General features: G+C 32.1%; 24 protein-coding genes. 2 read left to right on the top strand and 22 right to left on the bottom strand.

Going from position 1 to position 23,830, the window contains the following annotated elements:
• The first annotated feature begins 90 nt into the window (after nt 1-90).
• Nucleotides 91-1,071, top strand: coding sequence for a D-isomer specific 2-hydroxyacid dehydrogenase family protein (locus BN1865_RS13560; RefSeq protein ID WP_050637802.1), 981 nt, complete (start codon nt 91-93; stop codon nt 1,069-1,071).
• Nucleotides 1,072-1,129: 58 nt separating this feature from the next.
• Here the strand turns inward: BN1865_RS13560 and BN1865_RS13555 are convergent, their stop codons facing one another.
• The 22 genes from BN1865_RS13555 to BN1865_RS13450 all read right to left on the bottom strand — a co-directional run bounded on the left by BN1865_RS13555 (nt 1,130) and on the right by BN1865_RS13450 (nt 23,166).
• Entirely contained in the window at nt 1,130-1,789 is a 660-nt protein-coding gene (locus tag BN1865_RS13555; RefSeq protein ID WP_050637801.1) for an RDD family protein, read from the bottom strand.
• Nucleotides 1,790-1,802: 13 nt separating this feature from the next.
• A complete protein-coding gene (locus tag BN1865_RS13550; RefSeq protein WP_050637800.1) occupies nt 1,803-2,984 on the bottom strand; it encodes a MalY/PatB family protein in 1,182 nt (393 codons plus the stop codon).
• The gene (locus tag BN1865_RS13545; RefSeq protein ID WP_050637799.1) at nt 2,985-4,073 is read right to left on the bottom strand and encodes a M24 family metallopeptidase; all 1,089 of its coding nucleotides are present in this window, start codon (nt 4,071-4,073) and stop codon (nt 2,985-2,987) included. It abuts the gene before it with no gap.
• Nucleotides 4,074-4,120: 47 nt separating this feature from the next.
• Nucleotides 4,121-5,440, bottom strand: coding sequence for a PTS sugar transporter subunit IIC (locus BN1865_RS13540; protein ID WP_050637798.1), 1,320 nt, complete (start codon nt 5,438-5,440; stop codon nt 4,121-4,123).
• A gap of 16 nt (nt 5,441-5,456) precedes the next feature.
• On the bottom strand, nt 5,457-5,789 hold the full coding sequence (locus BN1865_RS13535; protein ID WP_050637797.1) for a PTS sugar transporter subunit IIB: 333 nt from the start codon (nt 5,787-5,789) through the stop codon (nt 5,457-5,459).
• On the bottom strand, nt 5,790-6,110 hold the full coding sequence (locus tag BN1865_RS13530; RefSeq protein WP_050637796.1) for a PTS lactose/cellobiose transporter subunit IIA: 321 nt from the start codon (nt 6,108-6,110) through the stop codon (nt 5,790-5,792).
• Complete coding sequence (gene ypdE, locus BN1865_RS13525; protein WP_050637795.1) at nt 6,103-7,161, bottom strand: aminopeptidase; 1,059 nt, start codon at nt 7,159-7,161, stop codon at nt 6,103-6,105. The genes BN1865_RS13530 and ypdE overlap by 8 nt, the downstream gene beginning before the upstream one ends.
• Nucleotides 7,154-9,058 carry a BglG family transcription antiterminator gene (locus tag BN1865_RS13520; protein ID WP_050637794.1) on the bottom strand — a complete coding sequence of 635 codons (1,905 nt, stop codon included), beginning with the start codon at nt 9,056-9,058 and terminating at the stop codon, nt 7,154-7,156. Before BN1865_RS13520 ends, ypdE begins: the two co-directional genes overlap by 8 nt.
• A gap of 206 nt (nt 9,059-9,264) precedes the next feature.
• Nucleotides 9,265-10,686 carry a 6-phospho-beta-glucosidase gene (gene ascB, locus BN1865_RS13515; RefSeq protein WP_050637793.1) on the bottom strand — a complete coding sequence of 474 codons (1,422 nt, stop codon included), beginning with the start codon at nt 10,684-10,686 and terminating at the stop codon, nt 9,265-9,267.
• Nucleotides 10,687-10,698: 12 nt separating this feature from the next.
• Complete coding sequence (locus BN1865_RS13510) at nt 10,699-11,697, bottom strand: sugar kinase (protein WP_050637792.1); 999 nt, start codon at nt 11,695-11,697, stop codon at nt 10,699-10,701.
• The gene (locus tag BN1865_RS13505) at nt 11,694-12,341 is read right to left on the bottom strand and encodes a bifunctional 4-hydroxy-2-oxoglutarate aldolase/2-dehydro-3-deoxy-phosphogluconate aldolase (protein ID WP_050637791.1); all 648 of its coding nucleotides are present in this window, start codon (nt 12,339-12,341) and stop codon (nt 11,694-11,696) included. The genes BN1865_RS13510 and BN1865_RS13505 overlap by 4 nt, the downstream gene beginning before the upstream one ends.
• Nucleotides 12,341-12,631 (bottom strand): hypothetical protein, encoded by a 291-nt coding sequence (locus tag BN1865_RS13500; protein ID WP_050637790.1) that lies wholly within the window; start codon nt 12,629-12,631, stop codon nt 12,341-12,343. The genes BN1865_RS13505 and BN1865_RS13500 overlap by 1 nt, the downstream gene beginning before the upstream one ends.
• Nucleotides 12,631-14,349 (bottom strand): dihydroxy-acid dehydratase, encoded by a 1,719-nt coding sequence (gene ilvD / locus BN1865_RS13495; protein WP_050637789.1) that lies wholly within the window; start codon nt 14,347-14,349, stop codon nt 12,631-12,633. The genes BN1865_RS13500 and ilvD overlap by 1 nt, the downstream gene beginning before the upstream one ends.
• A gap of 14 nt (nt 14,350-14,363) precedes the next feature.
• Complete coding sequence (locus tag BN1865_RS13490; protein WP_050637788.1) at nt 14,364-15,800, bottom strand: glycoside hydrolase family 1 protein; 1,437 nt, start codon at nt 15,798-15,800, stop codon at nt 14,364-14,366.
• A gap of 1 nt (nt 15,801) precedes the next feature.
• On the bottom strand, nt 15,802-16,836 hold the full coding sequence (gene uxuA / locus BN1865_RS13485) for a mannonate dehydratase (RefSeq protein ID WP_050637787.1): 1,035 nt from the start codon (nt 16,834-16,836) through the stop codon (nt 15,802-15,804).
• Nucleotides 16,833-17,609 (bottom strand): IclR family transcriptional regulator, encoded by a 777-nt coding sequence (locus BN1865_RS13480; RefSeq protein WP_050637786.1) that lies wholly within the window; start codon nt 17,607-17,609, stop codon nt 16,833-16,835. The genes uxuA and BN1865_RS13480 overlap by 4 nt, the downstream gene beginning before the upstream one ends.
• Before the next feature lie 87 nt (nt 17,610-17,696).
• Entirely contained in the window at nt 17,697-19,019 is a 1,323-nt protein-coding gene (locus BN1865_RS13475) for a PTS sugar transporter subunit IIC (RefSeq protein WP_050637785.1), read from the bottom strand.
• A 210-nt stretch (nt 19,020-19,229) separates the two neighbouring features.
• Nucleotides 19,230-19,991 (bottom strand): Rpn family recombination-promoting nuclease/putative transposase, encoded by a 762-nt coding sequence (locus tag BN1865_RS13470; protein ID WP_232780400.1) that lies wholly within the window; start codon nt 19,989-19,991, stop codon nt 19,230-19,232.
• A 283-nt stretch (nt 19,992-20,274) separates the two neighbouring features.
• A complete protein-coding gene (locus tag BN1865_RS13465; RefSeq protein ID WP_050637783.1) occupies nt 20,275-20,982 on the bottom strand; it encodes an ABC transporter permease in 708 nt (235 codons plus the stop codon).
• Nucleotides 20,979-21,659: a fluoroquinolone export ABC transporter permease subunit gene (locus BN1865_RS13460; RefSeq protein ID WP_050637782.1), complete on the bottom strand. Its 681-nt coding sequence runs from the start codon at nt 21,657-21,659 to the stop codon at nt 20,979-20,981. The genes BN1865_RS13465 and BN1865_RS13460 overlap by 4 nt, the downstream gene beginning before the upstream one ends.
• Nucleotides 21,656-22,501, bottom strand: a complete 846-nt coding sequence (locus BN1865_RS13455) for an ABC transporter ATP-binding protein (protein ID WP_050637781.1) — start codon at nt 22,499-22,501, stop codon at nt 21,656-21,658. The genes BN1865_RS13460 and BN1865_RS13455 overlap by 4 nt, the downstream gene beginning before the upstream one ends.
• Nucleotides 22,502-22,581: 80 nt before the next feature.
• A complete protein-coding gene (locus BN1865_RS13450; RefSeq protein WP_050637780.1) occupies nt 22,582-23,166 on the bottom strand; it encodes a TetR/AcrR family transcriptional regulator in 585 nt (194 codons plus the stop codon).
• A gap of 222 nt (nt 23,167-23,388) precedes the next feature.
• Between BN1865_RS13450 and BN1865_RS13445 the strand changes: the two genes are divergently transcribed.
• On the top strand, nt 23,389-23,829 hold the full coding sequence (locus tag BN1865_RS13445) for a LytTR family DNA-binding domain-containing protein (protein WP_050637779.1): 441 nt from the start codon (nt 23,389-23,391) through the stop codon (nt 23,827-23,829).
• Nucleotide 23,830: the final 1 nt, after the last annotated feature.

Here is a 23,830-nt window from a genome sequence, read left to right as displayed (position 1 = left end):
TTAAAAAACTGCACTTAAAAATGCAAAATATCACCTTTTGATAGTACTTTTACTCCATTATAATATGTATGTAAGAAGGGAGTTAGAAAAATGAAAATAGCTTTTTTTAGTGTCAGAGATGATGAATATGATTTTGTCAGTCAATATGCCAAAAAATATCAGATAGAGATTTCAATATGTCGAGAAGCCTTAACATTAGAAAATGTTCATCTTTGTAAAGATGCAACAGCTATCAGTATTATGACAACCAAAACAGATAGGAAGATTATTGAAAAATTAAAAGAATACAATATTCAATATATTTCAACAAGAACAATAGGCTTTGATCATATTGATTTAAAAGCATGTCAGGAATATGGTATTCATGTTGGTAATGTGAGTTATTCTTTAAGTAGTGTTGCTGAATACACAGTAATGATGATTTTAATGTCACTAAGAAACATTAAACTTATTTTAGAAAGGTTTTCAAGTCAGGATTTTAGTTTAAATCATATTCGTGGACGTGAACTCAAGGATTTAACTGTTGGTATTATTGGGACTGGAAAAATTGGACAGGAAGTCATCCGATTGTTATCTCATTTTTCTTGTCATATTATTGCATATGACTTATATCCAAATGAGACTTTAAAAAATCAAATAGAGTATGTTGATTTAGATACATTGTATCAACGTAGTGATATTATTTCTTTACATGCACCTAATGCAGATGAAACATATCATATGATTAATCAAGAAAGTATTGCAAAAATGAAAGATGATGTCATCATTATTAATACTGCACGTGGTGCCTTGATTAATACAAGTGATCTTATTGATGCATTGGAAAACAAAAAAATAGGTTATGCAGCATTAGATGTTGTAGAAAATGAATCTCACCTCTATTATAAGGATTTAAAAAATGAAGTTTTAGATAATCGAAATCTTGCCATATTACGTTCTTTCCCAAATGTATTTTTGACACCTCATACAGCTTTCTTTACGCATCAAGCTGTTAGTAATATGGTAGAATATTCGATAACCAGTTCTTTAGCCATGCATGAAAACAAAGAAAATCCATGGTTGATTATTTAAAAAACAAGTCAGAGACTTGTTTTTTATTGTTATAGAAGTGTTAATTCTTTTTATGCAATTACTTATGTTGATTTTTTAATTTTGACTTTGATTTCTTTTTTTTCTCAGTAATATGATACTCTTCATCTTCCAAAGCCACTCTGGTTTTTGCCATATAATCATGGATAGCACGAGCAGAAGGTGTGTTAAATACCAAAATGCAAGAAATCACTGTGATAAAAGACCCAAACGCTAAAAGATAGTAATCTAAATAGAAGCCTGTTGCCAGAGTTAGCATTTGCCTTATATAATTTGTCGCAACCATTGAAACACCTTCTAATAGCATTAAACCCAATATTTGTCTGATGAATAATGTCTTGAGATCTAATGGTTGACCATCTAATCGCATAATCTTAATTTTCATCCATTTTTTACCTAATGTTTGTCCTGGATATTTTTTATAAGGAATATAAACATAATAAACCAAAGCCACCAAAACGCAGAAAATACCAGCAATAAAAGACCAATAAATAGGAAAATCTAAAGCCGGAAAAACATACAGATCACTAAACATATCTGAACGCTTAGTAACAGCAGCATAAATGAAAACAGCTGGGAATCCTGCAATGATACCGCCAATAGCCCAGTCAATAACATAGGCAATAAAACGTGTAATGAATTTGACTTTTGTTGGTTTTCGATCAAGCCAAGGTGTTAATTTTCTCCATAATTTTTGCATAAAACTTTTCCTCCTATTTTTGATATAAAGCATCCATTGCTAGCTTTATACGCTTTAATCCCTCTTCTATTTTAGAAAGCGGACATCCTAAATTCATTCTTAAATACTTATTTCCATTTTCTCCATATGTTTCACCACGCATAATCGCAACACCACCAATATTCACAAGAGCATCTTGAACTTCATCAGAAGTATAAGGAACGTGACGAATATCTATCCATGCAAGATATGTTGCATCAGGTTGATGAAATTGAAAATCAGGTAATTCTCTTTTGATAAAATCTTCTACATACTGCATATTATGACGAATATATTCATTCAATTGGTCAATATAATCATCACATTGTGTATAACCAATCATTGTCGCATGCATTCCAAAAATACTTGCTGAATTGAGAAAGTCTTTTTTTCTTGTCTGATTTAAAAATGCATCTCTTACATCATCATTAGGAATAATGACATAAGAACCAATTAATCCTGGTGTATTTAATGTCTTACTTGATGATGAAGCAGTATATAACTCATTATATTGATGAAAATATTTGAGTAAAGGAATATGTTTTCTATCACCTATTTGGATATCCATATGAATTTCATCTGATATGATTTTCACCTGATATTTTTGACAAAGTTGAATCATTGTCATCATTTCCTGATCAGTCCAGATTCTTCCTGTTGGATTATGAGGTGCACATAATAATAAAATTTGCGCATCTTGGAGTTGTTTTTCTAAAAGATTGAAATCAATTTGAAATGTATTGTCTATAAACTGTAAATAATGTGAAACAAGTTCACGTCCATTATCCTCAATAACTGTAAAAAATGAATCATACATTGGATTAAATGTCACAACTTTATCTCCTGGCTCACTCAATAAACGAATGAGCAAAGATACAGAATACATAACACTTGGACTATATAAAATCCAATCTTCCTGTAAAGATGTTTCAAATCTTCTTTGAAAATAATTTGTAATAGATGACTTAAAATCATGATGGTTCCATCTTGTATAACCATAGATCTGGTGTTTAGCAATTTCATATATTTTATCAGTAATAGGTTGCGGAATGATAAAATCTGTATCTGATATAGAAAAAGGAATCAGATCTTTTTTATGAAAACGATCTTCAATGTAATCCCATTGTGTACAATAAGTTCCTAATCGATTATGCACTTCATCAAAATTGTATTTCATCTATCTTTCCTCCAAAATAATATAATCTTTTGTTGTTTTATTCATAGGTATCCCTTTCCCATCGATAATCACAACATCATCTTCAATCCGAATTCCTCCAAGTCCTGGAACATAAACTCCTGGTTCACAAGACATCATCATATGATCTTTTAAAATAGTTGAACTTGTGCTATTTAAAATTGGACCTTCTCCACTATCTGTCACACCAATCCCATGTCCTAATCCATGATCAAAGTAATCACCATAGCCAGCTTCTTCAATAACTGTTCTCGCTGCCAAATCAACATCACTGGCTTTAACCCCTGATTGAATAGCATCTAACCCTGCTAACTGTGCCTTTAAAACAACATCATAAATTTTCTTATATTCATATGCAGGTTCACCAATAAAACAAACGCGTGTCATATCTGATTGATAGTTTTCATATTGAATCCCAAAATCAATCATAATCGGTTCATGAGCTTTGACTTTACGGTCAGTTGGTCTCCCATGAGGTAAAGCTGTTCTTTCACCACTAGTGACAACTGTATCAAAAGACATCTGCTGTGCTCCAGCAGCAATCGCATAATATTGAACAAGGGCGCTAATTTCATATTCACTCATTCCTACATGAATTTTTTCAATCACTTTCGCATAAATTTCATCAGTTAGTGCAATACATGTTTGCATCGCCTTTATTTCTTCTTCATCTTTAATGATTCTTAAATTCATAATATCATCATCTAGCAAATGAATATCAACATTCAAACTCTGTAATTTTTGATACTCTTTCACTAAAACTTCACTCGCTTCAACACCTAAAGAATGACAGTGTTCATCTTGTAGAATCTTCGATACTGCTGCTAAATAACTTTGACCAGTGGTATGAGGATTATGTAAAACAATTTCTAAATCATGTTCCTTTTCTTTCGCTTCCGTTATATATCTACCATCAAGAATTAAATATCCCTGTTTTTGAGTCATCAAAACACGACAGCCACTTCCTAACATTGTGGACATCCATTTCTTCATCGTTTTACTTGTCAATAATAAAGCATCTATCCCTTTTTCATTCAAAAAACTTTGTATTTTGTTTATCCGTTTTGCCATACTTTCATCATCCTATTCTTAAAGGCAAGCCAAAGCTTGCCTATTTTTTAGAAATCTAAATCGAGATCATTTAAGATTTCAGCATCTTCATCACTTAATTGATTTTTCTTTTCTATATTTTCTTTATCGCCATAACGCTTTTCATAAATTTTAAAGAAAGGATACCAAACAAGTAATGACAACAATAACTGAACTGCATTCACAACAATAGACATAACATCTAAGTTTGTTAACCATCCCTCTAAGAATACGCCTACATATGGTGGTGTGAATATTGATTTACCCATTATACCTAAATACATTGCCCAGCCACCTAAACTTCCTATGATACCACCAAAGATAACATAAGGAATAAAGAACACTGGATTTAAGACAATCGGAGCACCAAATAAGATAGGTTCATTAATTCCAAATAATGCTGGAATTAAAGCAACACGACCAATCTGCTTTAAAGCTTTATTCTTAGAAACTAAACACCAGAAAACCAATCCAAAAGTCACTCCAGTTCCCGTAAAGTTACCAAATGCTGATTCAGGACCTGGACAATAGAAATGTGGTAAAGCCATATGTGCTTGACTAGCTGCTACATTTTCAGCTAAGAACTGAGTAGAAATTGGACTTGTAATTGGACTTAATACAGATGGATGAATACCAAAGAAGAACAATAAACATTGTAACATCTTTAAGAATGTATATGCGATTGGGTTATCCATTGATCCAACTAATGGTGCTAATAAGTTTGTAAAGATTAGTGGTGGCATTGTATTAAAAACATTCACACATACAATACGCACGATTAAGAAAAATCCAATAACAATGACTGAAATAGGTATCATTTCAAAAGAACGTGATACGAAATCAGGTACTGATTCAGGCATTCTAATCGTAAATTTCTTCTTTTTACACCAACGGAATAATTCAACTGCAATAATTGATGCAAACATTGCTGCAAATAAACCTTTAGGTCCCATGAAACCTTTATCAATTCCGCCATCTTCAGTATATTGAACTGTCATCATCAAAAATGCAATTAAAGCCATACTGATTGATCCAGGAACATCCTGTTTATAAGATGTAGCCAAATGATAGGCTATAAATGCTGTGACGTAAATAGACATTAAGGCCATACCTACATTGTAAGGAATATAGATAATATCTAAGTTAGCTAAGATCCAAACTGAAATTGGATTTGTTTCCCCAATCATATTAGGAATGGCTTCTGGAATTAAACAGAAACTTCCAATAATTAACAATGGTGTTAATGCAACCATTGATTTTTTAACAGCACTTAAATGAACTTGTTTATCCATTTTATTAGCAAGTGGTGTTAAGTACTTTGTCATAAAAGACTCAAATGCATTAAACATTTTCAAATCCTCCCTTTTATTTTTCCATATCTGCTTTTCTACGAGCAATAAGAACTTGTTTCATAACAGTTGCTCCATCCATTTTTCCATATGTATCTTGATCAACAATGACATAAGGAATCTTGTATGGATCAATAATTGGTTTAATGTAATCTAATTTGTGAGCAATTTGTGGTCCAATAACCAAAACATCACAGTTTTCAACTTCACTTTGTAAAATATCCACCGGAATTGCTACAAAACTAAAATCAGCATCATTAAGCTTTGCACTGTTTTTCACAGTATTCTTCATACTGTCCATTAACATAGTCGTAGAAAAACCACCAGCACAACATAAAACAATTTTCATTTATTTTCCCTCCTTTTCTTCAAATACATTTATTAATTCCTCAATAAGATCTCTCGCTAATTGAGAAGTCATATAATGATCCTGCGCATGAACCATTAATAACCCAACTTCAACCTTATCCCCACTATCTGACATTTCAGCCTGGATAAGTTTTGTTTGAATTTGATGCGCTTTTAAATCCGCTTCTCTTGCTTCATTAAGCAGTTGTCTTGCGGCATCATATTCACCTGTCTTGACTTTCTTTAAAGCTTCAAAAGCCTTTGTTTTACTTTCACCCGATGAAGAAATCATCCCAATAATAATTTTTTCTAATTCAGTCATTTTTATATCCTCCCATATAATTAATAAATTCTACATAATCTTCGCGTGTTATTTTCTCAACCAATAACCCTATTAATTCTATTAAATTGTCTAAATCATTCTGATGTACAAATGAATAACAACTATGGCAATATCTTAATGGTATGCCTAAAACCAAAGATAATCTCCCGCCTTTTTCAAGATGGGCATTCCCTGCATCAGTCCCACCACCACTAAACATATCACATTGATAGGGTATGTTATTTTCTTTAGCAAGACGTTTGACATACGCCAATAGTTTTCGATTAGGTGACATCGTCTTATCATAGTGAACAATCATTGGTCCTTTTCCGATATATCGATGATTGGTATAATTTCTGCTTAGTTCTGGATGATTCGCTACATCAATCGCAAATACAATATCTGGGTCTATCAGATAAGTTGCCGTTTTGCCACCACGTATTCCTACTTCTTCACTACTTGTTCCAACAAAATAGACATCATTCTCTATATCTGTTGCCATTTTCTTCATTGCTTCAATCAAAACATAACAGCCACTTCGATCATCCATTGCTTTACCGGCATAAACATGAGGCTGAAGCTGTTTTGTCTCACTTGCAAAACAAACCATATTACCAATTTCAATTCCACAGTCATAGACTTCTTGAGCTGTTTCAACACCAATATCAACATACATTTCTTGCACATTTCCTTGACTATCTTTTGTTACGTTTAAAAGTCCTTCAATTTTTTGACCACTGTCAGTCGTAATTCTTACCATCTGCATTTCTTTGCTTTTATCAAGAACCCCGCCAACAGCAATCAAGTATATAAATCCAATATCAGAAATATGTCTGACCATAAATCCAACTTCATCCATATGAGCACAAAACATAAGTTTTAAAGGATTCTTTGAGCGACCTTTTTTGTAAAAAATAAGACTTCCTAAATCATCACAAAAAATCTCATCACTTAACTTTGCTAATTCACTATAAAGAATTTTTCTCACTTCATCTTCATGAGAAGCAATACTATCAGCTTCACATAATCTTTTTAATAATAAACTATTCATGATTTACACCTCCCATCTCTTTTATAACTGCCATCATTTCTTCAAATGATTTCACATTGACAATTCTCTCTAAATACTTTTGATCTTTCATTAACTGATAAAGTTTTCTTGTAAGCATTTTATAAACCTCAATTTGATCTTTTCTTAAACAAATCATAAATATGATTTTGACCTCTTTCGTGTTATGAAAAAATGGTTTTTGCATAATACGAACTGATATCATATTTTGAATTGCATCTGTTTCTAAAGGATGGGGTATACACACACCATTCATATAAACAGTACTGACATAAGTTTCTCTTTCCAAAACCAGTTGGGTATAACCCTTTTTCCCATATCCCTTATCTTCCAATTCCTTAGCCATTTCAGTAATCACTTGATGATAATCATTTCCTTTGGAAATTTTGAAAAACTCTTTAGAAAAATATGAATAATAAACAGGGTTTTCATGAATAAGTGTATATGGATCATAATCATCACATTGTAAAAGTTGTTTAATGCGATATAAATCTCGATCATCAAGAAGTTCCTTGATATAAATAATAGGAATATTGACATCTAAAGATAAAGGCATCACAGTAAAGATAAGATCAGGATGATACTGTAGAAGTTCTTTTTGTTGTAAAAAGGAAAACGTATTGACAATAGCAGTTGGAAATAATGAGGCAATCTGCATTTTAATCATATAGGCACTTCCTCCACCTGATGAACAGACAACACCTATTCTATTGTATGATTGTAATTTCTGCTGTTTTTCTTTTTCCATATGTGCCCCAAAGTGCGTTGCAATAAATCCAATTTCATCAAAAGTTGCCTCTACACCATATTTCTCATTTAACATATCGCAAAATTGAATCGCAATATTAAAAATCATCGGATTAGTAATACTTAATTCATTAGCTAAAGGGTTTTTATAAGAAATTTTATTATGGAGTCTATCTACCAATAAAGAAACATGTATTTCTAATAGTTTTTTAAAATCTTTATCTAATCGAAATGCTGTATTATAAATTTGATCTGTACTTTCTAAAAACAAATCAATATCATTTCCTAAATAATCTGTGAAAGATATGTTTCCTATTTTCTTACGAACATTTTTTTGAAGAAGGATTAATAACTCTTGTATTGTTGCTATATTGAAATTGACATGATAATGCTTTTCTAATAAGTGAATAAGAAATGAAGTCACTCTTTGTAATGCATCTGTGTCATCGTATTGAAAACTTTCTGTTTTCTCCTGATGAAGATCAGCAATAAAAACCATCACTTTTAAATATTCTGTTACATTCAGTAACTCATTATAATTAATATTTAATGTTTCTCTATTTAACTGATTAATCAATTCTTCCTCAATGAAAGTAAAATCTTTGACAACATCATTAATCACTGTTTGAATAATTACATTCTGATTAAGATATTCATCAACAAGATACTTTTTAAGATATTTATCTTCACTCATGATTCGAATACCATAATGACTTTTTCTTTCCAACAACAAATGATATGACTTTGCTAGGATATCCACATCATTCATTTCTGTTTTCACTAAAGTTTTTGATATCTGGAAAAAATCTGCAATTTGTTCCATGGAAACAAAGCCTTTCCTAACTGCTAAATAAGCTAAGATGTGAGCAGGTCTTTCTTTTGTATTCATAGATAATCCATCATTTAATGACTCAACAAAATCTTTAAATAATTCTTCATTGGTCACTTCTAATAAATAGCCCTGACCTCTTTTAATATGTATTTGAAAACCATTGCGTGGAGAAATTCTCATGAGATAAGAAATATCGTTTTGAATGGTTCTTTTAGATACTCCATATTTTTGCATAAAAAATTCAATAGGAAGATAATTTTCTTTTTCTTTAAAATCACTCATCATTGTATATAATCTCATATATATTCCTCCTTTCCACAATGCCATTATATGATGTGAGCCCTTCCAAGAAAAGGCAAAATTCTACATATAAAAGTGCAATATTTTTCCTAATATTATCCATTTTATATCTTGCTCCTTTCACATTCTGCGTTTGCTTCATTTTATCCAAAAGAAAAAACAAGTTCCATTGTATGACACTGAAACTTGTTTTCTCATTATACTATTTATTCTAAATCTTCGCCATCACTAGCAATCACTTTTTTATACCAGTCAAATGATTTTTTCTTTCTTCTTGCTAAAGTTCCATTCCCCTGATCATCTTTATCAACATAAATAAAACCATAACGTTTACTCATTTCACCTGTACTGGCTGCTACTAAATCAATGCATCCCCAAGTGGTATACCCCATTAAATCAACACCGTCTTCAATCGCATCTTTCATTGCCTTAATATGCTCTCTTAAATAATCAATACGATAATCATCATTGATTGAACCATCTGCTTCAATCTCATCTTTTGCACCTAATCCATTTTCAACAATAAATAATGGTTTTTGATAACGATCATACAAAGCATTTAAGGTGATTCTTAGTCCTAATGGATCAATTTGCCAACCCCAATCAGATGTTTGCAAATAAGGATTTTTAACAGATTTCACAACATTGCCATCAGTCATTCCCATTTCAGGATTGGCACTGGCACAACGTGATTGATAATAACTAAATGAAATAAAATCAACTGGATATTGTTTTAAAATATCTAAATCACCATCACGAATATCCAAATGAATATCTTTTTCTTTAAATACACGTTTTGAATAACTTGGATAATATCCTCTTGCCTGAACATCAATAAACATTAAATTTTCTCTATCTTTATTCATAGCTAACCAAACATCATTTGGATCACAACTGTATGGATAAAATTGTCCACCTGCCAACATACATCCAACCTGATTATTTGGATTGATTTCATGAGCAATTTTAGTCACAAGAGCAGAAGCTACGAGTTCATGATGAGCAGCCTGATATTTGACTTGTTCACGATTTTCTCCTGGTCGAAAACTAATTCCTGCCCCAGAAAATGGTGAATGTAATAAAATATTAATTTCATTAAATGTCAACCAATATTTAACCAGTCCATCGAATCTTTCAAAACATGTTTTCGCATATTTACAAAAACAGTCAATCATCTCACGACTTTTCCAAGAATCATATTTTCTCACCAATCCCATTGGAACATCAAAATGACACAATGTCACTAACGGTTCAATGCCATACTTTTGACACTCTTTAAACATATCAGTATAAAAAGCAATCCCCGCTTCATTAGGCTCATCTTCATCACCATGAGGATAAATTCTTGCCCATGCAATAGATGTACGGAATGTTTTAAATCCCATTTCAGCAAACAAAGCGATATCTTCTTTGTAATGGTGATAGAAATCAATCGCCTCATGACTTGGATAATTTTCACCAGGAATCTCTTCAACTGGATACATATCCCCTAATTTTACATACATTCTTTTTTCACCATGAGGTATCATATCAACAGTCGTCAAACCTTTCCCATCTTCAAGGTATGCACCTTCTGCCTGGTTCGCAGCAATCGCTCCACCCCATAAAAAATCTTTCGGAAATCCCATAAACTTTCTCCTCTATCTATTTATTCTTGATGTGCCTGATTCCATAAAACTTTCAATTTCATGAATGCTAAAAGTATTCGCATCACCATGAATTGTATGTTTTAAAACAGAAGCACAGCATCCAAATTCCAAACTATAATCTTTTTCTTTGTGATTTAACAAGCCATATAATAAACCAGATAAATAAGCATCTCCACCGCCAACTCTATCTACAATATCATCAATATGATAAGTCCTTGATACATGAAGTTTCTCATCATATAAATACCCTGTTAAATTGTTAACACTTGTTGAAACAATTTCCCTTTTTGTGCTTGTGATATATTTTAAATGAGGATACATTTTTTTCATCTGCTGATATAAATCAGTTAACTGCTTTTCAAATTCACTTTCCTGACTTGTTAAACCTAAAAAGTTTTGTGCATCTAATATCCCAGCGGATAAGATATCTACATATGGCAAAATACTTTGAAATGCTTTTCTCGCTTCTTCAATCGACCACATCTTTGCACGATAGTTACTATCATAAACGACAAGAATATCATTTCCTCGGCAATATTCAAGCATCTTTAACACTGCATGACGAACTGTTTCATTTAATGCCACTGTAATGCCAGAAACAACAAAAACTTCAACGCCTTGAAATATATCTTCTAAGACAATATCATCTAAACAAAATGATGTCATTGCACTATATTGTCTATCATAAATGACCTGACTTGTTCTGTTTCCACTGCCATTTTCTAAAAAATAACTCCCCATTCTCATATCATTTCTTAATATTTTTGAAGTATCAACATCAAAGCTTTTCAAAAAGGAAATAACTGCATCTCCTAAAGCATGACGAGGCAGTTTTGTTAATAATGATGTTTCAAAACCATATTGTGCTAGACTCACAGCAATATTTGTTTCACTACCACCAATATGAACTTGAAAATCAAGTTCACTCATACGGTGTCCTTTTTTGGTTGAATAACGAAGCAGCGTTTCTCCCATGCATAAGACTTTCATGATTGTCTCGCCTCTTTTGTTTTTTGGACATATTCACTTGCAATTCGTGTGATTTCATCAAATTGCCCTTGTTCGCCAAGTTTATTCAATTCTCCACCAACACCAATTGCATCAACACCAGCATCAAACCATTGATCTAAATTATCTAATTTTACACCACCAGTGACCATTAATGACACTTGTGGTAATGGTGATTTAATGGCTCCAACATAGCCAGGACCAAAGGCACTTCCAGGGAATAATTTAATCATTTCACTTCCTGCTTCCATCGCATTCACAATTTCTTTTATTGTCATACAACCAGGAATATAAGGAACTCCATAACGATTACAAAGAATGGCTGTTTCTTGATCAAATGATGGTGAAACAATATATTTGGCACCAGCTAAAATCGCCAATCTTGCAGTTGGAGCATCTAATACTGTTCCAGCTCCTATACAAACCTCAGCATCATCTTTATACATTTGAGATAATTGTTTGATAATTTCAGAAGCTGATGAATTGGTATAAGCCATTTCAATGGCTTTTAAACCACCTTGAATACAAGCCACAGAAATATTGATACCTTCTTCTAAACTATTTCCCCTAATCACTGCAACAACACCTTGATTTTTTAATTCCATCATTGTTTCTGATTTTTTCATTATGACATTCCTCCTGTTAATATGCTTAATAATACAATTATATAAATGACACAGACAGCTGTTTGAATTCCTTTTTCATTTTTATTAAATTCTGAATTTTTATTCCATATACGATAAAGTGCATAGGGTGGAAATAAAACATTAAAAATATAGGTAATGATTTTATAAGGAGTAAAAACATGAATTGCATTTGGATCAGGTTGATTGAGTTTTTCACGTAGTTCTACAATATGTTTTTGACGATCCGTTAATCCATCTAACTTATCCTTTTTCTGTTTTTTTGTTGCCATTATTCCATATACCCACCTTTCATTGGTGATACTGCATGTTGTGTATAAAGCGCCAAGACACCCTTTTGATATTTTGGAGTACGTGGAGACCATTTTTCTTTTCTCTCTTTTAAGATTTTATCAACCAAATCTAAAGGTGTTCTTTTTCCATGAATACCAACAATATTTAAAGAACGTTTCTTAACACTGATTTCAATTAAATCTCCATCTTCTACCAAAGCAATCGGTCCACCACTTGCTGCTTCAGGAGAAATATGTCCAATGGCTGGTCCTTTACTTGCGCCTGAAAAACGCCCATCAGTTAATAGTGCGATTGAAGCTGATAATTCTGGATCACTGGCAATCGCTTCGGTTGTATAAAACATCTCTGGCATTCCACTTCCTTTAGGCCCTTCATAACGAATAAAGACAGCCTCTCCAGGATTGATTTTATGATTTAAAATAGCAGCAATGGCTTCTTCTTCACAATCAAACACACGTGCTGATAAAACCACTTCCTGCATAGCAGTAGGAACTGCTGAATGTTTCACAACTGCTCCTTCTGGTGCTAGGTTCCCTTTTAAAATAGCAATTGCACCTTCTTGATTTAATGGTTTATCAATAGGATAGATAATATCAGTGCGTTGAACTTTGATATCTTCTAAGAAAGCAAAACACTTTTCATAATAACCATTTTGTTTTAAGTCTTCTAAGTTTTCACCTAAAGTCTTACCTGTTACAGTCATGACATCAAGGTGTAAGTGATCTTTAATCGCTTCCATAATCGCTGGTGTACCGCCTGCATAATAATAGTACTGTGCAGGATAAAAACCACTGGGTCTTAAATTGAGGATATAAGGAATTGTGCGATGAATACGATCAAAATCATCACCTGTTAATTCAATGCCAGCTTCATGTGCAATCGCTGGTAAATGCAACAATGCATTGGTTGAACCAGCAATGGCCGCATGAACCATAATCGCATTTTCAAATGCTTCTTTTGTTAAAATATCTGAAGGTTTGATGTCTTTTTCAACCAGGAATTGAATATGTTGTCCAATATTTTTAGCAACATCCTTTAACTCTTCACTTGTAGCTGGAAGAAGGGATGTTCCAGGTAATGCTAATCCTAAAGCTTCAGCCATGATTTGCATTGTTGTTGCAGTTCCAATAAAACTGCACGCTCCACAACTCGGACAAGCATTTTGTTTATAGAAATTAAATTCATCTAAAGTGATTTCACCACGTTGATATTGAGCAGAGTACTTCCCAATCTGTTCCAATGTTAATAAGTTTGGCCCCGCATTCATAACCCCACCAGGAATCATAATCGCTGGTGCATTTAATCGTGCAATCGCTTTTAAATGAGCTGGAACAGCCTTGTCACAGCTTGATAAGAAAATACAGCCATCAAAAGGCGTCGCATTATATTGAATTTCAATCATATTTGTCATCATTTCTCTTGAACATAATGAATAATTGATACCATCATGGCCTTGTGCTTCTCCATCACAAATATCAGTTGTATAATATTTTGCACCTTTTATGTTCACTGCCTTTAAACTTTCTTCAACATAACCAACCAATTCATTTAAATGGACACTTCCTGGATGTGAATCTCCATAAGTGCTTGCTATAAAAACCTGCATTTTCTCTAAATCTTCTATTTTCCAACCTGTTCCAATTCTTAATGGATCTAATTCAGGTGCTATTGTTCTTAATTCCTGGCTTTTCATCATTCTAACCTCTTTCTTTACTTATAATCGTTTTCTTCATCCTCTATTTCAAATTCTCTTGTTTGAATTATATTCTTATAAAAATAAGCTGACTTTTTTAAATGTCTATTTCTATGATCCTCTAAATCTATTTCTACTAATCCATAACGATTTTTAAAAGCATTCATTGGTGATACGTTATCTGTAAAAGCCCATAACATATAACCTTTACAATTTGATCCTTCTTCAATACCTTTGATTAACCAATCAAGATGCATTTTTATAAATTCAATACGATAATCATCTTGAATCATCCCTGTTTCATCTTTATATTGTTTTTCATTTTCAACACCCATACCACTTTCAGCAATAAACCATTCAAAATTATGATAATGATTTTTCATACGCATAGCCATATCATACATAATCTTTGGATAGATTTCCCAGCCACGATGAGGATTCATCTTTTTCCCTGGCATATTGAAATCTTCATAGTAAAAATCAGGGTGGAATGGAGCATCTGGATGAATTGCTGTTGTACGTGCTTTGACACGGTTAGGATGATATAGGTTAATCCCAACCCAGTCCAATGTATTATTTTTGATAATGTCTAATTCTTCTTTCGTATAATCCATTAAAATATCATGTTGTTTTAATAAATCAAAGAAGCCTTCTTCGTAATATCCTAAAATTGCTGGATCTAAGAATACACGATTATAGAATAAGTCATATTTATCAGCAGCTTCTAAATCTCTTGGTGCGTTTCCTCTAGGATAAGCTGTTTCAATATTAATAATTGTCCCAAACTTCCCACCTTTTATGCGGTATCCACCTTCTTTATAAACTTTCATAACCATATTCGTTGCAAGTGCTTTATGATAGTTCCACTGCATCCACGCTTGGCTGTCCTGATAAAAAGGATAACGCAATGCATCAAGATGAATTCTGGTTTGAACAACAACTGGTTCATTAAATGCAAACCAATATTTCACCTTATGACCAAATCTTTGAAATGCTTTCTCAGCATATTTGACAAACAAATCAACAACATGCTTACTCGCAAATCCATCGTATTTTTTAAATAACTCTCCTGGAATTTCATAATGTTCTAAACAGACCATTGGTTCAATCCCTTGAGCAATCAATTCGTCTAACATCTTATCATAGTAAGCGGCATAGTCTTCATCGACAATCACATTTTCATAATCTGTTAAAAAACGTGACCAATTCAATGATGTCCGATAACAATTCATTCCAATCTCTTTCATGTAGCCAATATCTTCTCGATATCTTTCATAATAATTGGTTGCGATTGCTGGCCCATAACCATTATGCCAAACATTTTTATTTTCTTTATACCATAAATCTATATATGAGTCTTGATGTTCTTTTTTCCCTATCCAGCCCTCTGTCTGCCATGCACTAGCCGCTGCACCCAAGAAAAAATCATCAGGTAATTTGACTTTCTTTTTCATTTTATTTTCCTTTCAATCCATCAATAATACCACCAAGATACATCGCACCAAGGGCTCTGTCATATAAACCATAGCCTGGTTTTCCTGTTTCTCCCCAAATCATACGTCCATGATCTGGTCTGATATAGCCTTCAAACCCTGTTTCTAAATAAGCTTTCATAATATCAACCATATCTAGCGATCCACAACTTGAATAATGAGCACTTTCTTCAAAAGACCCATCAGCCAAAATCTTTACATTTCTCACATGCGCAAAGTGAATTCTTTTCATAGCCCCATATTTTCTAATCAGACTGGCAACATCATTAAATGATGCACAGCCCAATGATCCACTACATAAAGTTAAACCATGATGAACATCATCATAGAGTTCTAGGAATCTGTCTAAATTCTTTTCATTTGTTATAATTCTTGGGATATTAAAAATTGACCAAGGTGGATCGTCTGGATGGATTGCCATCTTGACATCATAGGCGATTGCTATTGGTATGATTTCTTCAATAAAATATTGAAGATTTTTCCATAAACCTTCTTCTCCTAATTCCTGATAAGCTTGAATCAGTTGACTCACTTCTTGTGGTGAATAAGAGGCATCCCAGCCAGGTAAAGTAAGTTTTGTTGGATCAAGTTGATTCACTTCATCTTTATAGTAAACCAAAGCTTGTGAACCATCTGCTAATTGATGATCAATTGATGATCTTGTCCAGTCAAAAACTGGCATAAAATTATAACATATACATTTGATTCCACACTTTGCGAGATTTCTGATTGTTTCTTTATAATTATCAATATATCTTTGATAATCATTTCTTTTTAATTTTATATCTTCATGAACCGGTACACTTTCAATGACTTCTAATTCCAGTCCTGCTTTTTCAACTGTCTGCTTCAACTGTTCAATACGTTCTATTGGCCAAACTTCACCAACTGGTATATCATAGATTGCACTGACAACTCCTGTTACATTGGGAATTTGTTTGATATTCTCTAATGAGACAGGATCATCTTCGCCGTACCAGCGAAATGTCATTTTCATTTTCTCACCTCATTACATGGAGCATAACCAAGTTTGGATGAAATTCTATCAGCCACTTCTTTGACAATGACTCCTAAATCATCTAAATTGATTTGACTTTCATAAAAACCAACACAACTAATAGCAGCTATGACTGTTCCATCATGATCACGAATCGGTGCTGCTGCTGCAATTTGCTGTAAAGTATCTTCACGATCACTTTTTGCATATCCTAACTTTCTCACTTCTTTGAGTTCATCTAAATATTTTTCTACTGAAGTGATTGTATATTCTGTATAAGCCACAAACTCTGTTTTTTGAATAGCTCTCTTTAAATCTTCATCTGAGCCAAAAGCTAGCATAACTTTTCCTAAAGCAGCAGAATGAACTGATCGGCGACTCCCAATATTGGCTGTCGTAATAATTGTTTTTTCCGATTCATACTTATATAAATAAGTCACCATATCATCATCTAAAATTGCCATAAAAGTTGTTGCCTGCATTTTATTTGCCAAATCAATCAAATCTTGTTTTGCAATATTGACAATATCTATATCATTTAAATAACTACTTCCAATTAAAAATGTTTGTAACCCTATTTTATATTTGGTGATACCACTCTGATTATCTTCTACAATCATGTTTTTATAGACAAGTGTTTTGACAATATCAAACACACTTGATTTCGGTGAATCTAACAAACTTGATAATTGAGCCAATGTATATCCTTCTTTTGTCTTTGATAACAATTCAAGAATTTCAATAGCTCTTAATAATGTTCGATTTAATTTCATACCATTTCACCTTCCTCGTTAAGATAATCATAGCACACGTTATCACAAATATAAATACAAACCACCTTATAAGGTGGTTGTATGAAACTATTCTGAAGCCATTTTTTGTTTATTTGCTGCCATAACAAATGGAATATAAATAAGGATTGATACTGCCATACAAATCACTTGTGTAATAATACATGTAATACTTCCACCACTTGCTAACCAAGCACTTAAAATTGGTGGCGTTGTCCATGGCACTGCATAGACAAGTACATCAGCAAAACCAATTGTTGTTAAGACATAACCAATTGTACCAGTAATTAATGGTGTAATAATAAATGGAATAGCCATAATTGGGTTTAACATAATTGGTAATCCAAAAGTCATTGTTTCATTAATATTGAAAATACCTGGAACTAATGATAATTTAGCAATTCCTTTATAATCTTCACGTTTAGAGAAGATGAAGATAGCAATGACCAAACCAATTGTCACCCCAGATCCTCCCATAGACATATAAACATCCCAGAAAGACATGTTAATAACATTTAAGTCTCCACGTGCAAAGTTTCCTGAATTCACCATATCTGTATTTGCCATAATTGCAGCATTTAATAAAGGTTCACGAACTGGTTTAATAATTTGATTCCCATGAATTCCAATGACCCAGAACAATTGAGCAACCAACATTAAAATTAATAAACCTGGTAACCCTTGCATAACTGCTTCTAATGGTTTTTGTAACATTGTATAGATAATGTCATATAAAGTCATACCAGTCACTTGCGTAATTCCAAAGTTAATTGCTGAAAAAGCAATAATAGTAAACATTGCAGGGAATAACACATTAAATGAGTTAGACACATTTGGTGGTACTGAATCAGGCATAGAAATTTTCATTTTTCCTGATTTAACAACCCATGAGAACAATTCAACAGATAACATCGCAATAACCATTCCTAAGAATAATCCTTTAGCTGCTGTATAGTCTTTTCCAAATACATCTGCGACTTGGATCACTTCTTTATTTTCCAATGTGAAGTTAATAAAAGATGGACAACATGCAACATAAGAACATAAAGCAATAAATGCTGGTGCATACCCTTTCATTTTATTTGTCTTTCCAAGTTCAAGACCAATCAAAACAACTGCTCCAATTGTAAAGAAATTTAATGTTGCATAGTTAGCTGAAGTAAAGATTGGTTGTAAAAATTCTAACCATGCCATACCTGGTACTTTTGCAAGTGAAATACCATTTGTTGTTGTAGAGCAAACAACATTTGAAATAAGTGTACAGAATGCACCAGTAATAATGACTGGCATTAATGTTGAGAAAGCATTCTTGATAGCACTCATATGTTTTTGATTACTGATTTTATCAGCAATCATTAGCAACTTTTCAGTTGCCGCTTCCGAAAAATTCATTTCTTTTCCTCCCTTATCCGTATTTACGAATTATATACGTAATTCCGTATTACATATTCAATATAACCGCTTTCACCTTATTCGTCAACAATATTTTGACAATTTTTTATACTTTTTTTAAACATCCAAAATACCGAATAATGGTGAACGAATATACGGAAAATAAAAGAAAATCTATCAAAAATGATGGATTTTCCTATTGATTGTTTTTCAATTGTTTAAGACTTGTATTTTGAATTCTTCATAACTGATATCCTGAAAAATAAGTTCAAAAACTTTATCCAACTGTTCCATTGTACATGTCTTTAACCATTCCAATGAGGAATCTGGATATTTTACTTCAGCGATTTTTAAGCAGTTTTTCCGTTTTTCTTCCTCTTTACCTTTTTTCTCAGATTGCATCATTCTTGATTTAATAATAAGCCTATCTCTTTCAATATTACAATAAGTGAGAAATTCATCTGAGTTCTGATAACTTTCATATAACCCAACCACTTCTTCCCCTAATTTTGTTTTAGGTTTTTTCTTATGATTCTCCTCATCTGCAAACATCCAAAATACCTCTCTGATACCTTCACTTTTTAATTCCATATTATCTGCCTCCATTCTTTGTGTCTGTAAGATATGAAATTCCAATAATCCTTTTTCCATCATTATCTGATACTGGTCATCATATAATCGTGCAATATGATAGTCATGATCATAATTTTTAACAGGTGAACCTGTATAAATAATCAGTTGTATTACTTTTTCAAGTTCTCCATAGTTTTTGCCATCCTGTAGCTGTCGTTCTACCAGTCTCATTGCATAAAGCTGAAATCTTCCAAGTTCGTCCTTACCGATATATCCATTCTGCATTTCAAAATTATAGTATCTTCCAAAATCATCCTTAACCACAACATCTAAAACCATCTTAGAACTTTCTTTGTTCAAACCGTATGTATCACAATAGACAACTTCGACTACACTCATATCATCATAGCCAGAAACACAACTGCAAAGTTCCCTTCGAAAGTTTTCGCTATGATGCATCAGGTAATGAAAAAAATAATCCGAACAGAATAATGAAACTCCTTTTTTTCCTTGTTTGTTTTGACTCATTTTATTTGTATATCCTTTCTTGAAAAGTAGCCCCTACTTATATATACAAATAAAATCTTCATTTTTCTTTTTTTATGAGAAACTTTTTTAATTTTCTACATATATTATATATTTTCACACAAAAATATGCAATAAGCAATCTTTATTTAATGAATTAAGCAATCTTTTTCTGAAAAAAAGTAACAAGTCCTAAAATCCATATCATTGATATAACTATAGCGACTAACAGAAAAAAACTTTGATTATGAATAAGGGCTTTTCCTATCCAAAAAGAGGGTATCCAACTCAATAAATAAGAAGTTGCATCTTTGATAAAAAACGGAACCAAGATAACCATTGATTCTAGAGATGCCATTTTAGCAACCGCCATACCTTCTAGTTTATGAGATGATAAACTCACAACAAGCAAAGAGATAATTGTTCCCTGTAATGTTCCAGCACAAATAAAGACAAATGCCATCCCTAATGAAAAAGATGTGAGATGAAAAATGGGAAATAAAATAAGCGTAATGATGAAACTTAACAAAGCAGGAATCCCCAGTCTTGATACAAGATATCCATTCTTACCTAATGGAGTCACAAATAAACTATTTATCAAATGATCATCTCGCTCTTCTAATATAACAAGTGCAGAGACAATACAAAACATTGTTGCATTAACAATACCATAAAATATATCTACTAAAGAATAATAGGCTGACAAATCTAAAGATAAATACTTTATCAATTGGAGATTGAGAAAAGGAATTACATAACGGAAAATAAATCCACAAACAATAGGCATAAAACATATTACTAATAACATTTTATCTCTTTTGATAAAACGAAGATATTGTTTAAAACTTGCATAAATTGCTTTCATAAATGAACACCTCCAATTCTTTTAAACATTTGTTTTGTGAAATGGTTTGCAATGAACCATAAACAAGCAATTGTGAAAATAATCATGCTCATGCTTAATATGATATAAGAACTTTCTCCTCTTATTAAAAATAAACAATGTGTTATTGGATACATTTTCAAAACCATATTATCTATAAATAAAGAAAGTGCTGGTGGAAGAAAACAAACGATTTCAACAGGGACTGTCCATAAAATAAATTGATTTAAACTCTGAATCTGAGTCGACACGATAATTCCTAACAAACTAAAAATAAATGAAGTCATTAATGTTCCTATGAAAACCAACAACAAATCTGATTGATGTGATGCATAAGCAAGAATCATTGCAACAATTTCAGATATAATAGCAAATGACATCATTTTAGAGAAAATATATTCCTGAGTTGTTACTGGTGAAACAGCGAGACTATCTAAAACACGCTGACTCTTTTCAAATAGAATCATTGCCCCCATAAAAAACAGCCCCATTGCTGCGGGATCTGAAAATATCAAAAGATGAGACACAATTCCTCGCCACTCAACCGGTAAAACAAATAAAATAAAAGTATATATAAAAGTCAGTATGCCATATAAGAGATAAAATCCATATCTAATTTGAAAAGAAATATCTCCCTTAATTAGATGAAATAATCTCATAACAAAGTCCTCCCAGTGACTTCCATAAAAATATCATTCAATGTTGGTTCACTACTATGAATCGATAATAACTGATTGTCACGAATAAGCTCATTAAGTTTCGTATCGAAAGAGAGTTTATCTAATGGACAAGTACGTTGTTGTAATCCTTCTTCTTCATAAGTATAAACAATTTGTGCTGCTCCATGGGACATGATAAGATTTTGAGGACTATCCATTGCACATATTTGTCCATTCATAATAAAAGCAACTTGATCACAAAGTTCTGTCGCATCTTCCATATTATGAGTTGTTAAAATAATGGTTTTGCCTTTCCTCTTTTCATTCAATATTAAATCTTTCATAATCCGACTATTGGTAGGATCTAATCCGCTTGTTGGTTCATCTAAAAAAAGAACATCGGGATCATTTAATAAAGATTTAATAAAATTTAATCTTGATTTCATTCCTTTAGAATAGTCTCTTACTTTCTTATGAGCATCATTTTGTAAACCAACTGATTCTAATAACTGATCTATTGATTGTGTTGGCTGACTATAAAGAGAAGCAAAAAATTCAAGATTTTCTCTGGCAGTTAATTTTTCATATAAAGTTGGAAATTCAAAATCAACACCAATATTTTCATAAAAAGCATTAGTATGATTTTTACATTCTACTCCATTCACAATCGCATGCCCCTTATAATTTGTAATCAATCCTGTTAATATCTTCTGTAATGTAGATTTTCCAGCTCCAGATGGTCCTAAAAAACCAAAAATCATACCTTTTTCAACTTGAAAATGAATATCTTTTATAAACTCTTTTTGATTATAACTAAATGTTAAATCCTTAACTTCTATCATTATATTCCCCTCTTCCTTTTTGACTATTATTTATATTTTAGTCAAATAAATCGATAAATGAACTTGGTCATATGACCAAGTTACTGTTTTATAAATTGTAATACCAAACCATGAATGAGCATCTTCAATGATGTATCTTCCTGATAAAAATCTGAAAACATTAACATAAACAAATCTCTAAAAGCCGCTGATATAGACTTTACATCTATATTGTCCTGATGAGGTATCAACATCAGAATTTTCTCTATCATTTGATCATCATGCAAAAAATGTTCAGTTATTATTTCAGGTGGTAATTTCCTAGCAAGTTCTTCTAATCCCCCAGATGTCAATGTTTGAAACAAAGGATTATCTCTAGCCATTTTAAAGAATTCAAATATAAACTGCGTCAATTGTTCAGCCGTTATATTTTGAAAATCCATCTGCGATAAACCACTTTGCAGAGCATGTTCAAATTGCTCATGAAATTCAATTAGAACCTCAAAAATCAAAACTTCTTTAGATTTATAAAAGAGATAAAAAGTTCCTTTAGGAATATGTACTTCCTCAACAAGATGATCAACTGTTGTTTTCTTCACACCATTCATCATTAGGCTTTTTTGTGCAGCTTCCTTTAAACGTGCTTTAATATCATCTTTTTCACTTTGGGAATATATCTTAGGCACTCTCTCACCTCTTTTTGACTATTTGTTATTACTTAGTCAGTATAAATCTAGATAGATGAAAAGTCAAGACAATAAATGATAAGACACTTTCAAAATGATTAAATAATTTATATGAAATATCAAAACAGACCATATATATAACAATTCTAACCACTTATATAAAAGGTCTAGAATTTCCTTAACACATTGATTATACTGATAGTGTCGAAAGGATGATGTCACATGCAAGTAGAAGTTAAGATTGATGAAAAACAGTCTACTCCTAAAATTATAATCATTACTGATCAATTGACAGAAGAAATCAACGATCTTGTTGATAAACTCTCAAAAGATAAAAATGAATTTATCATTGGCAGCAAAAACCAAACAATAGAAATCATTCCACCTGAACAAATTATTCGTGCTTATGCTGCTAATCAAAAAGTCTATGTCTGTACAATGCAAGGAGAATATAGTATTAAATTAAGGCTCTACCAGTTAGAAGAAAGATTAAATCACAATGTTTTCGTCAGGATATCTCATTCAGAAATTATTAATTTAAAAATGGTCAAGTCTTTTGATTTAAATTTTGTAGGAACAATTTGTGTAACATTGAAAGATAATACAACAACTTATGTATCACGACGATATGTCTCTAAGATTAAAAAAATATTAGAAATATGAG

The organism is Candidatus Stoquefichus sp. SB1, from assembly GCF_001244545.1.
In the GTDB taxonomy this organism is placed as follows: Bacteria; Bacillota_I; Bacilli_A; order Erysipelotrichales; family Coprobacillaceae; genus Stoquefichus.
The sequence above is the reverse complement of the archived record's forward strand: the minus strand, read 5'-3'. Positions and strand labels throughout refer to the sequence as shown.

Bases quoted from the DNA above. Each gene is read 5' to 3' on its own strand.
- BN1865_RS13460 (WP_050637782.1), bottom strand. From the start codon at position 21,659: ATGAGATTATTTCATCTAATTAAGGGAGATATTTCTTTTCAAATTAGA.
- BN1865_RS13530 (WP_050637796.1), bottom strand. From the start codon at position 6,110: ATGACTGAATTAGAAAAAATTATTATTGGGATGATTTCTTCATCGGGT.
- BN1865_RS13470 (WP_232780400.1), bottom strand. From the start codon at position 19,991: ATGAGTGTAGTCGAAGTTGTCTATTGTGATACATACGGTTTGAACAAA.
- BN1865_RS13550 (WP_050637800.1), bottom strand. From the start codon at position 2,984: ATGAAATACAATTTTGATGAAGTGCATAATCGATTAGGAACTTATTGT.
- BN1865_RS13535 (WP_050637797.1), bottom strand. From the start codon at position 5,789: ATGAAAATTGTTTTATGTTGTGCTGGTGGTTTTTCTACGACTATGTTA.
- BN1865_RS13520 (WP_050637794.1), bottom strand. From the start codon at position 9,058: ATGAGATTATATACAATGATGAGTGATTTTAAAGAAAAAGAAAATTAT.
- BN1865_RS13490 (WP_050637788.1), bottom strand. From the start codon at position 15,800: ATGAAAAAGAAAGTCAAATTACCTGATGATTTTTTCTTGGGTGCAGCG.
- BN1865_RS13540 (WP_050637798.1), bottom strand. From the start codon at position 5,440: ATGTTTAATGCATTTGAGTCTTTTATGACAAAGTACTTAACACCACTT.
- BN1865_RS13455 (WP_050637781.1), bottom strand. From the start codon at position 22,501: ATGATAGAAGTTAAGGATTTAACATTTAGTTATAATCAAAAAGAGTTT.
- ilvD (WP_050637789.1), bottom strand. From the start codon at position 14,349: ATGATGAAAAGCCAGGAATTAAGAACAATAGCACCTGAATTAGATCCA.
- BN1865_RS13475 (WP_050637785.1), bottom strand. From the start codon at position 19,019: ATGAATTTTTCGGAAGCGGCAACTGAAAAGTTGCTAATGATTGCTGAT.
- BN1865_RS13555 (WP_050637801.1), bottom strand. From the start codon at position 1,789: ATGCAAAAATTATGGAGAAAATTAACACCTTGGCTTGATCGAAAACCA.
- BN1865_RS13560 (WP_050637802.1), top strand. From the start codon at position 91: ATGAAAATAGCTTTTTTTAGTGTCAGAGATGATGAATATGATTTTGTC.
- BN1865_RS13505 (WP_050637791.1), bottom strand. From the start codon at position 12,341: ATGAAAAAATCAGAAACAATGATGGAATTAAAAAATCAAGGTGTTGTT.
- BN1865_RS13510 (WP_050637792.1), bottom strand. From the start codon at position 11,697: ATGAAAGTCTTATGCATGGGAGAAACGCTGCTTCGTTATTCAACCAAA.
- ascB (WP_050637793.1), bottom strand. From the start codon at position 10,686: ATGGGATTTCCGAAAGATTTTTTATGGGGTGGAGCGATTGCTGCGAAC.
- BN1865_RS13465 (WP_050637783.1), bottom strand. From the start codon at position 20,982: ATGAAAGCAATTTATGCAAGTTTTAAACAATATCTTCGTTTTATCAAA.
- BN1865_RS13445 (WP_050637779.1), top strand. From the start codon at position 23,389: ATGCAAGTAGAAGTTAAGATTGATGAAAAACAGTCTACTCCTAAAATT.
- BN1865_RS13480 (WP_050637786.1), bottom strand. From the start codon at position 17,609: ATGAAATTAAATCGAACATTATTAAGAGCTATTGAAATTCTTGAATTG.
- BN1865_RS13545 (WP_050637799.1), bottom strand. From the start codon at position 4,073: ATGGCAAAACGGATAAACAAAATACAAAGTTTTTTGAATGAAAAAGGG.
- uxuA (WP_050637787.1), bottom strand. From the start codon at position 16,836: ATGAAAATGACATTTCGCTGGTACGGCGAAGATGATCCTGTCTCATTA.
- BN1865_RS13500 (WP_050637790.1), bottom strand. From the start codon at position 12,631: ATGGCAACAAAAAAACAGAAAAAGGATAAGTTAGATGGATTAACGGAT.
- ypdE (WP_050637795.1), bottom strand. From the start codon at position 7,161: ATGAATAGTTTATTATTAAAAAGATTATGTGAAGCTGATAGTATTGCT.